The sequence below is a fragment of the Undibacterium sp. MH2W genome, from assembly GCF_049340215.1.
In the GTDB taxonomy this organism is placed as follows: Bacteria; Pseudomonadota; Gammaproteobacteria; order Burkholderiales; family Burkholderiaceae_D; genus Undibacterium.
Map to the genome: position 1 here is coordinate 164,409 of NZ_JBMPPA010000001.1, position 12,715 is coordinate 177,123.

The following is a 12,715-nucleotide window of genomic DNA, read 5'->3' on the forward strand; positions in this document are numbered from 1 at the left end:
AGCACTGAAAGAACGACGGATTGAAGGAGGGCGCTTTCATCGCCCTTCGACATCGAGAGCTTTCAATAGGGCGGAATTTCCTCCGCCCGAATTTTTTATACAACCGCTCACGCGGTCAATGATTGGTATTTATGGCATCAAGCAGTACACACGACAACAAGCTAAGTAACGCAGGGTTGGCAACATTACTGGCGGCGCTGGCAATGCTTGGCCCCTTTTCTATTGATACCTACCTCCCCGCTTTTCCGCAGATTCAGTCAACGCTCGGTGCCAGTGCGCTGGAAGTGCAGCAAACCTTGACGGCCTATATGCTGTCGTTCGCGGCAATGACGCTATGGCACGGTGCTCTATCCGATTCTTTTGGTCGTCGTAATGTGATTCTGATTGCGCTATTGGTGTTTGCTGTCGCTAGTTTTGGCTGCGCGTCAGCACATAGTATTCATTATCTGTGGGGATTTCGGATATTGCAGGGCGTTTCCGCTGGAGCTGGGATGGTGATTGGTCGGGCGATCATCCGCGATCTGTATGCAGGTGCGCCAGCGGAACGTTTGCTATCGATGGTGACCATGATTTTTTCGATCGCACCAGCCATTGCACCAATTTTGGGCGGTTGGATTGTCGTTTTTTGGTCATGGCGGGGCATTTTTCTGTTGTTATTTGCCTACACTATGCTCCTTTTTGTCGCATGTTACAAATTTCTTCCCGAATCGTTGCCCAAAAGTAAGCGACAAGAATTTAGCCCAGAGTTTCTTTGGGAAAGTTATTTAAAAGTATTTAAATCTCCTCTTTTCCATTTAAAAGCAGGAACGATTGCCTTCAACTTTGGTGGGCTTTTCCTTTACATCTCTTCTGCACCTGTCTTCATCACTCAGCACTTAAAACTGCATGCGGATCAATTCGGTTGGCAGTTTATTCCTTCTGTCGGCGGCATTTTTTTAGGCGCTTTGGCGGCAAATAGGCTGGCTGGAAAAATGACTGTATGGAAACAAGTTACCATCGGATTTTGCTTTTTAGGCGGGGCAGCTATATTCAATGTGATCTTTAATTTGCTGTCGCCTCCGGTGTTGTTCTGGTCAGTGATGCCGCTCTTTTTTTACACATTCGGGATGTCATTAGTGGCGCCTGGCGCAACCCTGCAAGTGTTGGATTTATTCCCTCCTATCCGCGGTATCGTTGCGTCCTGCCAGTCTGCGAGCGTGACACTGCTTGGTGCCGTGATTGCTGGCGTCGTTGCGCCTGCGCTGGATCAGTCGCCGTTATACCTTGCACTCGGGCAGTTTGCTTGCGTCTTGATTGCGATCGTCATGTGGTACACAGGACGCGCCTACTGGCGTGCAATGACTGCCCAAAAACAAAGTCCATGGGAAACGATTGGTTAATGCAGGATTAGCATTGTTTTTTAGTAATTTTTTATTGCGCCGGCTGTAGAAAAATGAGGCTGAGTTAGCGCCAGAATTCCTATTATTAAAAAATAATTAAAAACAATGAACGAAGACTCTTGAAAAGCGGCAAAACTGCCTTATCTGGGTTGTGCTGTGCAGCATAGTGAAAAATTGCCTATAATAATGGCTTGAGTCACAACGCATCGCATTTTGTTTATTTGAACTAATTACGATTTACTGTGTCTTTATATTGCAACGCTTTGTAAGACCTTGTTTTTAAAGTAGTCTGATTTCATTAAAATGTCATTTTCAGCAGGTATTGTGACATTTGTCATTGAGTCTAAGTTCGATTCAAGGCTTTAACAGACCTGCAATTCAGCTTTTTGCCGCGATGGATTCTGTGCTGCAGCAAAAAAATTAACATTCATTTTTGGATACTAGACAATGAAAAAATCATTCCTCGCACTTGCTCTGATGAGTGCATTCTCCGGTGCGGCTTTCGCGCAATCTTCAGTCACTATCTACGGTATCGCTGACGTTGGCGTTTCCGGTTTCAGCGCAGGTGCAGGTAAAACAGCACGCGTTGAAAGCGGTCAAGAATCCGGTTCCCGTTTGGGCTTCAAAGGTACTGAAGATCTGGGCGGCGGTTTGAAAGCTAACTTCGTATTGGAACAAGGTATCTTGATGGATACTGGCGCTTCTGATCAAGGCGGTTTGACATTCGGTCGTCGTTCTATCGTTGGTTTGTCTGGCGATTTCGGTGCTGTTAATCTGGGTCGCGACAAGAGCCCAACATTCCAATTGTTTGACAACTTTGATCCGTTCGGTTCTGGTTTCATCAACAACGGTAACGGCTTGAAAGGTATCTACTCCATCAGTGGCGGCGCTACTGCAGTTGGCGTAAATGCAAACACACGTGGTCGCGTAAGTAACTCCGTGTTCTACTACACACCAAGCAACATCGGTGGTTTCTACGGCGTAGCTCAATACGGCGCTGGCGAAGTTGCTGGTGACAACTCTGCAGGTCGTTCTATCGGCTTCACAGGCGGCTACAAAGCTGACGGCCTGGATGTTGCATACAACTACTTCAAAGACAACGCACAAGACGCAAAATTGGTAACAAACGCGAAGTCTGCAAACACAATCGCTGTTAACTACAACTTCGGCGTTGCAACTCCAGTATTCATCTACCAAAAAGTGAAAACTGACGGTACAGCAGCTGCACAACCAATCGATCGTAAGATCTTCACATTGGGTGTAACAGTTCCTGTTGACGCATCTGGCAAATTGTTGGCAACTTTCACAGACGTGAAAGATGACACAGTTCTGGTTGCTGCTACTGGCGCAAAAGTTGGTTCCGCTAAGCAATTCGCTTTGGGCTACCAATATGCATTGTCCAAGCGTACTGACCTGTACACAGCATATGCTCGTACAAACCAAGATTCCACATCTACAGGCTTCGAAGCTGGTGGCATCCTGAAAACAGCAGCTGGCGCAAACATCAACGAAATCACAGCTGGCGTTCGTCACCAGTTCTAATTTCTATCAGGCATCTGCCTGATACGATGAGTTGATAAAAAGAGCGGTCTTTTGACCGCTCTTTTTTTATTTCTTCGAAAAAGACAGCAATCGATCTTTTGTCTTCTCTGTCCCTTTATTTCAGATTGATACGGTACAAATGTCGTCGATTATTCGTCACTGAAGTGGGCTTGATTTGTTACAATGACTGTACGAAAAGTTCAACAGGTAGCCATCATGAAAAAAACGCTCAAACTCTGCGTGGGACTAGGTACTTCAGCACTGGTGTTGCTGCTTGCAGGGGCGGTTGATGCTCAGACGGCGACGGGACCTGCAACCACACAAACTAAAAGTGATCTGACACCGCCACCGCCGCCACCAAGACTGGAAGTGCTTGAAGAAGGTCCGCCTGAAGCAGACGTCAAAGCAGGTAAGGCAGAACCCAGAAATCAAACAAAAGAAATACGCGATAACACCGGCAAAGTCACTGAGGTTCAAGTGCAGTCAGGTGGCAGCCACTATGTATTGAAAGCCGACCCTGAGATTGGCAATGCACCAAAGGGGACTGCACAAGGGACAAATAATCGGCCCGCACAATGGACCCTCTTCCAATTTGGTGGAAAAAAAGAGAATAAAGAATCCGAGCCTTTACCAGTATTGCCTCCGGCACCAGCACAAGCTGCTTCCGCAAGCGCGACTGATAAGTGAACCAGTTGAGTATTTTTTTGTGAATGAATAATGGCAGTTTTTACACCAGTTACCCTCAATGATCTGAGCGCATGGATGCGTCAATTCCCACTTGGCGATGCACTTGCCATCAAGGGGATTGCCTCCGGTATCGAAAATAGCAATTTCTTTATTACGACCGAAGCTGGTGAATATGTTCTGACGATTTTTGAGAATCTGAATTTTGAGCAGTTGCCATTCTATTTGAAACTCATGCGCCATTTGGCAGATCATGGCGTACTGGTTCCTGCACCTGTTCCCAATGCAGACGGTGAGCTTGTGGTGGCCCTGCATGGTAAGCCTGCAGCGATCGTGAGCAAGCTCGAGGGTAGTTCGCAGATGATGCCCCAAGCATCACATTGCGCCGAAGTCGGTGCGATGCTTGCTCGGATGCATTTGGTCGGTAAAGACTTTCCTTTGCATCAGGATAACCTTCGGTCATTAAGCTGGTGGCATGAAACGACGCCGAAGGTGTTGCCATTTATTTCTGATGAATTGCAGCATTTATTACGTGCAGAAGTCCATTTCCAGGACGCGTTTGATAGCACGTCTGTCTATAAAGCATTACCTCGTGGGCCGATCCACGCCGATTTGTTCAGAAATAACGTCATGTTCGATGGCGATCGCCTGACAGGTTTTTTTGATTTTTATTTCGCTGGTTGCGACACGTGGATCTTTGATGTTGCTGTGACCGTCAATGATTGGTGTATCGATCTCGAGACAGGGGCGTTGGATCAAACCAGAGTGAAGGCGCTTTTGGATGCTTATCACAGCGTGCGCCCGTTTACCAGCGAAGAGACGATTGCGTGGCAACCCATGTTACGGGCTGCCGCATTGCGTTTCTGGTTATCTCGTCTATATGACTACTATCAACCACGCGATGCCGAAATGCTGACGCCGCATGATCCAGCCCATTTTGAGCGTATTTTGCGTTTACGTGAGTCACTGCCAGTACCTCCATTACCAACGACATGATGAATCAAATACTGCCAACTGCAGGTTGGCTTTGGGTAAAACGGGGATTCTTTCTGTTTCGGCAGCAACCGACAGAAATGCTGACCCTGTTTTTTTCTTATATGTTCATTGTGATGGGAATTGGATTTATTCCCATTGCTGGCGAATTTTTGCCGCTGCTATTAATCCCAGTGTTTAGCATGAGTTTCATGCAGGCATGTGATCGTATCGAAAACGGTGTCAAGGTCTACCCTAATTTGCTTTTAGTGGGGTTTCGTTCTGAAGCATTTACGCGGTTGTTGGCGCTGGGATCCTTATACGTTATTGCGATCGCGCTCGCTATTTTCATTTCCAGCTGGGTTGATGGGGGCGCACTGTTTGATTTCCTGTCTAATCAGAAGCCAACTGATCCCAAAGCATTACCTGATGGGCGTTTGTTTTTAGGCATTCTGGTGGCAGGATTGATCTATCTTCCAGCGTTAATGGCGTTCTGGTTTGCTGCGCCCTTGATCATGTGGAAAAAAATGCCGCTTGGAAAAGCGATTTTTTATAGTTTTTTCTCGGTCAAACATGCGGGTAAAGCATTTTTACGCTATGCCGCCGCTTGGATGTTCATTGCTGGCATTTTGCCTGCCATTTTTAGTGTTTTTGTGGCGGTAATTATTGGTGATGCCGTCGCGGTCATGCTGGCGATGCTGCCCATCTCGGCCGTGCTGACTACGATTTTATATTGTTCGTTTTATCCGACTTACCGCGATATGTTTGGTAAGCCGGAAATCGATACCCACGCTTGACGCGTAGAAGAACAGGTGGCTTACGCCGTCTGTTCTGTCACAACTTCATCGGTCAGATCGTCGATGATGTCGAAACTGTGCGTGATCGTTGCTGTTTTTTCCAGCATGATCGAGGCTGAGCAGTATTTTTCGTGCGATAGTTTGATTGCGCGCTCTACAAGATTCGGTTTGAGTTGACGACCTCGGACCGTAAAATGAAAATGAATCTTCGTAAATACCTTTGGCTCTGTGTCGGCGCGTTCGGCTTTTAATGTGACGTCACAAGCACGTACATCCTGTTTTCCTTTGCGCAAAATCAGCACAACGTCATAGGCTGTGCAGCCGCCAGTTCCCAATAAAACCATCTCCATGGGCCGTGGCGCACGGTTATGGCCACCACCCTCTGGAGCGCCATCCATCAATACAGCATGACCAGAACCGGTTTCAGCGAGAAATGACATACCAGACGGGCCGGTCCAGCGTACTGTTGTTTCCATAATGTCCTCTTTTGTTAGGTAGATGTTGTCGACCACAAATTGTACTGCATTCAATGACGCTGGGTTTTCTGAGAGAGCGGGAAGTGGGTAAGCTGTACAGCGCGACGAAAAAGGTTAAGCAGGTAATTTAGAAGAAATCTTCTCATATTTTGCGTCATTTATCTTGCACTGCACAATTTCTTGTCCTATTATTGACTCATCGGTTAGTTATTGCATCTAGACACTGAGTTTGACGTTGTGAATTGCGACAGCTACCAAGCAATTGTCTCCTCCACCTACACCTTTGGTGGATTCAGCCCGAAGCATGGTCTTCGGGCTATTTTTTTGTGCAATTTGTTTTACGCGTATCTATTTATGCCTAAAATTTAAACAGTTCTTGCACTAAGTCTTTGAAAACCTTATAATTTCCGATTCTCGATTTGCCTGAGCGAGAAATTCACAAGGGAGAGTCTGCCAAAACATGGGCAGAACCACCGCACAAAGGCGTATTTAACTTTTTAGGATTCAACATGAAAACCTTTTCCGCTAAGGGCCATGAGGTTCAGCGCGACTGGTTCGTGATTGACGCGACAGATAAAGTACTCGGACGTGTTGCCAGCGAAGTGGCACTCCGTTTACGCGGCAAACATAAACCAGAATTTACTCCACACGTTGACACTGGCGATTTTATCGTTGTAGTGAATGCAGGCAAACTGCGCGTGACAGGCACTAAAGCTCTGAACAAAACATACTACCGTCACACTGGTTACCCAGGCGGTATCTATGAAACAAATTTCACGAAAATGCAAGCGCGTTTTCCAGGTCGTGCACTCGAGAAAGCTGTTAAGGGCATGTTGCCTAAAGGCCCACTCGGCTACGCAATGATCAAGAAGCTGAAAGTGTATGCAGATGCAACGCATCCGCACGCAGCACAGCAACCACAAGTACTCGACATCTAAGGATTAGCCATGATCGGTAATTACAACTACGGAACTGGCCGTCGCAAGAGCGCAGTTGCTCGCGTATTCCTGAAATCCGGCAGCGGCAAGATCGTTGTGAACGGCAAACCAGCAAACGAATATTTCTCTCGTGAAACTGGCCTGATGGTTATCCGTCAACCACTGGAACTGACTAACAATCTCGAAACATTCGATATTATGGTTAACGTTCACGGCGGCGGCGAATCTGGTCAATCTGGTGCAGTTCGTCACGGTATCACCCGTGCATTGATCGACTACGATGCAGCATTGAAATCTGAGCTGTCAAAAGCTGGTTTCGTTACACGTGATGCACGTGAAGTTGAACGTAAAAAAGTTGGTCTGCGCAAAGCACGTCGCGCAAAGCAATTCTCCAAGCGTTAATTTTTTTTCGCTGGATCAAAAAGCCGTCCTTTGGGCGGCTTTTTTATTTTACATTTCGTGTAACGATTTTTAACGTGTCGAATGAGATGCATCACTCTGCTGTTAAAATAGTGAAAAAACTTTTACTGGGGAAAGTAAATGATCAAAGTAGGCATCGTAGGTGGTACAGGTTATACAGGCGTTGAATTACTCCGCTTATTATCAACTCACCCTCATGTGCAATTAACAGCCATCACTTCACGTAAAGAAGACGGCTTGCCAGTCGCAGATATGTATCCTTCATTGCGCGGTAAGGTCGATTTGGCGTTTTCCTCTCCTGATAAAGCGAATCTCCACGAATGTGACGTCGTGTTCTTTGCGACACCACACGGTGTGGCGATGGCGCAGGCACAAGAACTATTGGCTGCTGGTGTCAAGGTCATCGACCTCGCCGCTGACTTCCGCTTAAAAGATGTGGCGCAGTTTGAAAAATGGTATGGCATCCCACACACTTGCACCGATGTCCTCGAAGAAGCTGTTTATGGCCTGCCAGAATTGAACCGTGAAGCGATTAAATCTGCACGCGTGATTGGTAATCCTGGCTGTTACCCGACAACGATGCAACTCGGTTATGCACCGTTACTCAAAGCTGATGTCATTGATGCAAGTAGTCTGATTGCTGATTGCAAATCAGGCGTTTCGGGCGCAGGACGTAAAGCAGAAATTGGGATTTTGTTCTCCGAAGCCAGTGATAGTTTTAAAGCATACGGCGTCTCCGGGCACCGTCATACACCAGAAACGACAGAGCAATTACAGCGTTTGACAAAGCAGCCTGTTGAATTGTTGTTCACACCTCACCTTGTGCCGATGATTCGCGGGATGCATTCCACTTTATACGCCCGCTTGACCCGTGACATTAGCAACGAAGAACTTCAGGCGTTGTTTGTCGAGGCCTATAAAGATGAGCCGTTTGTCGATGTGATGCCATTCGGATCCCATCCGGAGACGCGATCAACACGTGCATCGAATATGTTACGGTTGGCGCTACACCGTCCTCAAAACGGTAAGACCGTCATTGTCTTGGTTGTACAAGATAATCTGGTGAAGGGGGCTTCAGGTCAGGCTGTGCAGTGCATGAATCTCATGTTTGGCCTCGATGAGACCACAGGCTTGCATCACGTTCCGGTCTTGCCATAACTGATATGGCTAAATCACGTTTCACAAATCGGCGCTATCTGGCGCCGAAACTCACCATCTCTCACGCCTGGCCATGGCATGTAAAAATAGGTGTTGCTGTACTTGTTTTGGCCTTGGTGGCTGTGTTGGCATGGTGGACGTATGACTTGGGTCGTAATTTTGCTTTTGGTTCTCGTTTTAATCGGAATCAATTGCAAGAGATGCAAGCCACCATTGATCGGCTCACCGCAGAACGCGACAAATTACAACTCGATGCCAATACCATTGAAAGTAAGCTGAATATCGATCATTCGATGCAAAAGCAATTGGCAGAGCAAGTGAAAACGCTGACAACGGAAAACCAGAAGCTGAAAGATGATTTAGCCTTCTTTGAGGGGCTGATGCCTTCGGGTACCGGTACAGACGGTATCACCGTGCAAAATTTAAAAATCGAGGCACAGGGGCCAGGTCAATTACGATATCGCGCTTTGGTGATGCAGGGCGTGAAAAATACCAAAGACTTTGAGGGAGAACTGCAATTCTCTGTCAACTTGGTACAAGCGGGTAAACCTGTTACGATGCTGTTTCCCGATCCGAAATCGGGCGAGGCTGGTAAATTGAAATTGTCGTTTAAACATTACCAGCGATTGGAAGGTGTCATCACTATTCCAGATGGCGCAACAACGAAAAACGTGCAAGTCAAAGTGCTTGAAAGAGGCGTTGTCCGTGCGCAGCAGGCTGTTAATTTATAAACCTTTTCAACGAGGCAGCGCCGCCTAGTGTGGTTTGCGTGATACGTTGAAGATGTCCGAAGAAGGAAGATTTCATGTTTAACCGAAAAGCAAAAAACACGATAGATAGTTTGATTGGCGTCAGTACAAAGATTGAGGGTGATTTACATTTCACCGGTGGTTTGCGTATCGACGGTCGCATTCAGGGGAATGTGATTGCTGAGCCTGGTTCTTCCACCATGCTGATTATTTCCGAACAAGCCATCATTGATGGTGAAGTGCGTGCCGCCCATGTGATTGTGAATGGCCAAATTAACGGCCCTGTATTTTCGACAGAATTATTAGAATTGCAACCGAAGGCCCGTATTTCTGGTGATGTGCATTACAAGACCCTAGAAATGCTAAGCGGTGCGCTGGTCTCCGGAAAACTGACGCACGACGTGTTGCACGAACCTGCCTTATTAATGCTTGCAGCGTCCAATGCATAGTTTTGCAGTCAGGACTATAATGGTAGTATCTTAGATTGAAGGAGCAAGAAATGAACGCCGTTGCCGAAATGCTAGCACCGATTGTTTTTACCGAAAGCGCTGCTGCTAAAGTTGCGCAATTGATTGAAGAAGAAGGTAACCCAGATCTGAAATTGCGCGTGTTCGTGCAAGGCGGTGGTTGCTCTGGTTTTCAATACGGTTTTACTTTCGACGAAATCACGAATGAAGACGACACGACCATGACAAAAAATGGTGTGCATTTGTTGATCGATTCCATGAGCTACCAGTATCTGGTGGGCGCAGAGATTGATTACAAAGATGACCTCGAAGGTGCACAGTTTGTGATCAAAAATCCAAACGCCACCACGACTTGCGGTTGTGGCTCTTCTTTCTCAGTGTAATCTGAGTCGAAGTTGCGAAAAAAGGACGCTGAGGCGTCCTTTTTTTATGCGTTGAAAACAATTCAGGGCAGTTGCGGCAAACTATTCATCGCAGAGTCAATTAAAGCTGATTACACTGGATGGAAAATAAATAAAAGGGTGTGGTATGGAGCAAATCAGTTCAAATCATCTTTTCGCCAAAAGACAAAGTGACGTCGCAAACGCGTTACGTGAAGTCTTACCCGCACATTGCGTCTTGCACGATGAGGAAGATATTCGACCTTACGAATGTGATGGCCTCGCCGCGTTTAGACAACTGCCCATGGTGGTTTGTTTGCCGGAGAATGAAGCGCAGATTATTGCAGTGATGGAAGTCTGTCGTCGACTCCAAGTGCCGATCGTGCCGCGTGGTGCGGGAACTGGTTTGTCTGGCGGTGCGATGCCCATCGCCGATGGTTTGGTCGTGTCGACGGCGAAATTAAATAAAATTCTGAAAGTCGACGCCTATTCTCGTACCGCTGTGGTGCAGCCAGGTGTTCGTAACTTGGCAATTTCTGATGCGGTTTCTCCTTTGAATTTGTATTACGCCCCCGACCCTTCATCACAGATTGCCTGTACGATCGGCGGCAACGTTGCTGAAAATTCGGGTGGTGTTCATTGCCTCAAATATGGTCTGACGGTACACAACGTCCTGCGCGTGCGGGTGGTCACTGTTGATGGTGATGTCATTGAACTGGGTAATGAAGGCTTGGATGCGCCGGGATTGGATTTATTGTCGGTCTTTATCGGCTCTGAAGGCATGCTGGGAATTGTGAGTGAGGTCACTGTGAAACTCGTGCCCAAGCCACAAACAGCGAGGGTTATCATGGCGTCTTTCGATGACGTCGTCAAAGGTGGCAATGCGGTCGCCAATGTAATTGCAGCGGGCATTATTCCGGCAGGGTTGGAAATGATGGACAAAACTTCTTCTCGTATGGTCGAACCGTTTGTAAAGGCGGGCTATGACACGGATGCGGAGGCCATTTTGTTATGTGAGTCCGACGGAACTGCCGAAGAGGTTGAAGAAGAAATCGCGCGTATGACGACCGTATTAGAAAATGCTGGCGCGACGGCGATCGCTGTGTCGCAAAGTGACGCAGAACGATTACGGTTTTGGTCGGGCCGCAAAAATGCATTCCCAGCGGCAGGACGGATTTCTCCTGATTACTATTGCATGGATGGGACGATCCCACGTAAGCGTCTCGCAGAAGTTCTCATTGGGATTACGCACATGGAAACCAAGTATGGTCTGCGATGCGCCAACGTGTTTCATGCGGGCGATGGTAACTTGCATCCATTGATTATGTTTGATGCGAATCAGCCAGGAGAATTTGAGCGTGCTGAAGCCTTTGGCGCTGAAATTTTAGAGCTCTGTGTCGCTGTTGGTGGCACCATCACTGGTGAGCACGGTGTCGGTATCGAGAAAATTAATTCGATGTGTGTGCAGTTTTCACGTGAGGAGCTCGATGCGTTTTTTGCAGTGAAAAACGCCTTTGATACGCATTCCCTACTGAATCCAGATAAAGCTATTCCGACCTTACATCGGTGTGCCGAATATGGTCGTATGCACGTGAAAAAAGGGCGTCTTCCTTTCGCCGATTTACCGCGTTTTTAATTTTCCGATTTATTACGAAACATTCTGATGACTACAGAAATGACAACCCAATTGCAGGACTTTCGTGAACGCATATTGCATGCTGCAGAACACGGAAGCGCATTGCAAATCCGAGGTGGTGGCACCAAGTCTTGGTATGGACAAGCAGTCGAGGGCGAGGTCCTCGATACACGTGCTTACCGCGGTATTATTGCCTACGAGCCAACCGAGTTGGTCTTGACCGCACGGTGCGGTACACCCTTATCGGAAATCGAGTCCGTCCTTGCTGAGCAAAACCAAATGCTCGCTTTCGAACCCCCGCATTTTTCTCAATCGGGACAAGGTGCAACCTTAGGGGGCATGTTGTCGGCAGGCTTATCCGGTCCACGACGTCCTTATGTTGGCGCTGTCAGAGATTTCGTATTAGGCGCGACACTCATGGACGGCAAAGGACAAGTGCTGGAATTCGGCGGTCAGGTCATGAAAAACGTTGCTGGCTACGACGTATCGAGATTGCTAGCAGGTGCGATGGGAAGCCTAGGACTGGTCGTGAATGTATCAGTCAAAGTGTTGCCACGTCCATTTGCAGAGACCACCTTGGTATTTGCGTTGTCTGAGGCCGATGCGATTCGCAAAATGAATCAGTGGGCCGGACAAGCTTTACCTATCTCAGGCAGTTGCTGGCATGTCGGTCGTTTAATGTTGCGTTTGTCGGGAGCGGAAGCAGCGGTACGGGCTGCCAAACACGTATTGGGCGGGGAAGAAGTGCAGGATGCCTCGACCTACTGGCACTCCTTGCGTGAACAGACGCATGATTTCTTCTCGCAAGACGAAGAGCACGGCTTATGGCGTCTTTCACTCCCATCTACCACGGGGCCATTACCTTTGACGGGTAAATCGCTCATCGAGTGGGGTGGTGCCCAGCGTTGGCTGTTCAGTGATGAATCGCCCACGACTATTCGTACATCGGCGATTGCCGCTGGTGGCCACGCGACTTTATTCCGTGGCGGAAATAAAAATCTCGGGGTATTCACACCACTCTCGACACCATTATTCAAGATACATCAGCGTCTAAAAGAGGCGTTTGACCCTGCTGGGATCTTCAATCCTGGTCGCATGTACAAGGACTTTTAATTCG

General features: G+C 47.7%; 14 protein-coding genes. 13 read left to right on the top strand and 1 reads right to left on the bottom strand.

The window, feature by feature from the left end; translation table 11 throughout:
• Window positions 1-131: 131 nt before the first annotated feature.
• The 5 genes from ACO0K2_RS00715 to ACO0K2_RS00735 all read left to right on the top strand — a co-directional run bounded on the left by ACO0K2_RS00715 (window position 132) and on the right by ACO0K2_RS00735 (window position 5,374).
• The gene (locus ACO0K2_RS00715) at window positions 132-1,379 is read left to right on the top strand and encodes a multidrug effflux MFS transporter (RefSeq protein ID WP_423014713.1); all 1,248 of its coding nucleotides are present in this window, start codon (window positions 132-134) and stop codon (window positions 1,377-1,379) included.
• Window positions 1,380-1,826: 447 nt separating this feature from the next.
• The gene (locus ACO0K2_RS00720; protein ID WP_423014715.1) at window positions 1,827-2,921 is read left to right on the top strand and encodes a porin; all 1,095 of its coding nucleotides are present in this window, start codon (window positions 1,827-1,829) and stop codon (window positions 2,919-2,921) included.
• Window positions 2,922-3,137: 216 nt separating this feature from the next.
• On the top strand, window positions 3,138-3,608 hold the full coding sequence (locus ACO0K2_RS00725) for a hypothetical protein (RefSeq protein ID WP_423014717.1): 471 nt from the start codon (window positions 3,138-3,140) through the stop codon (window positions 3,606-3,608).
• 30 nt (window positions 3,609-3,638) lie between these two features.
• The gene (locus ACO0K2_RS00730) at window positions 3,639-4,601 is read left to right on the top strand and encodes a homoserine kinase (RefSeq protein WP_423014719.1); all 963 of its coding nucleotides are present in this window, start codon (window positions 3,639-3,641) and stop codon (window positions 4,599-4,601) included.
• The gene (locus tag ACO0K2_RS00735; RefSeq protein ID WP_423014721.1) at window positions 4,598-5,374 is read left to right on the top strand and encodes a BPSS1780 family membrane protein; all 777 of its coding nucleotides are present in this window, start codon (window positions 4,598-4,600) and stop codon (window positions 5,372-5,374) included. The genes ACO0K2_RS00730 and ACO0K2_RS00735 overlap by 4 nt, the downstream gene beginning before the upstream one ends.
• 20 nt (window positions 5,375-5,394) lie before the next feature.
• On the opposite strand, the gene ACO0K2_RS00740 is transcribed toward ACO0K2_RS00735, so the two are convergent.
• Window positions 5,395-5,850 (bottom strand): OsmC family protein, encoded by a 456-nt coding sequence (locus tag ACO0K2_RS00740; RefSeq protein WP_423014723.1) that lies wholly within the window; start codon window positions 5,848-5,850, stop codon window positions 5,395-5,397.
• Between the two features lie 509 nt (window positions 5,851-6,359).
• On the opposite strand from ACO0K2_RS00740, the gene rplM reads away from it, so the two are divergent.
• From rplM to glcE, 8 genes are all read left to right on the top strand, one after another.
• A complete protein-coding gene (rplM, locus tag ACO0K2_RS00745) occupies window positions 6,360-6,788 on the top strand; it encodes a 50S ribosomal protein L13 (protein WP_186911382.1) in 429 nt (142 codons plus the stop codon).
• A 9-nt stretch (window positions 6,789-6,797) separates the two neighbouring features.
• Window positions 6,798-7,190 (top strand): 30S ribosomal protein S9, encoded by a 393-nt coding sequence (gene rpsI, locus ACO0K2_RS00750; RefSeq protein WP_423014725.1) that lies wholly within the window; start codon window positions 6,798-6,800, stop codon window positions 7,188-7,190.
• Window positions 7,191-7,328: 138 nt separating this feature from the next.
• Window positions 7,329-8,366, top strand: a complete 1,038-nt coding sequence (argC, locus tag ACO0K2_RS00755) for an N-acetyl-gamma-glutamyl-phosphate reductase (RefSeq protein ID WP_423014727.1) — start codon at window positions 7,329-7,331, stop codon at window positions 8,364-8,366.
• Window positions 8,367-8,371: 5 nt separating this feature from the next.
• The gene (locus tag ACO0K2_RS00760) at window positions 8,372-9,097 is read left to right on the top strand and encodes a DUF6776 family protein (protein ID WP_423014729.1); all 726 of its coding nucleotides are present in this window, start codon (window positions 8,372-8,374) and stop codon (window positions 9,095-9,097) included.
• A 74-nt stretch (window positions 9,098-9,171) separates the two neighbouring features.
• The gene (locus tag ACO0K2_RS00765) at window positions 9,172-9,564 is read left to right on the top strand and encodes a bactofilin family protein (protein WP_423014731.1); all 393 of its coding nucleotides are present in this window, start codon (window positions 9,172-9,174) and stop codon (window positions 9,562-9,564) included.
• Between the two features lie 50 nt (window positions 9,565-9,614).
• Window positions 9,615-9,965 carry an iron-sulfur cluster insertion protein ErpA gene (gene erpA / locus ACO0K2_RS00770; protein ID WP_423014733.1) on the top strand — a complete coding sequence of 117 codons (351 nt, stop codon included), beginning with the start codon at window positions 9,615-9,617 and terminating at the stop codon, window positions 9,963-9,965.
• A gap of 145 nt (window positions 9,966-10,110) precedes the next feature.
• Window positions 10,111-11,598, top strand: coding sequence for an FAD-linked oxidase C-terminal domain-containing protein (locus ACO0K2_RS00775; protein WP_423014735.1), 1,488 nt, complete (start codon window positions 10,111-10,113; stop codon window positions 11,596-11,598).
• A gap of 27 nt (window positions 11,599-11,625) precedes the next feature.
• Window positions 11,626-12,711 (top strand): glycolate oxidase subunit GlcE, encoded by a 1,086-nt coding sequence (gene glcE, locus ACO0K2_RS00780; protein WP_423014737.1) that lies wholly within the window; start codon window positions 11,626-11,628, stop codon window positions 12,709-12,711.
• Window positions 12,712-12,715: the final 4 nt, after the last annotated feature.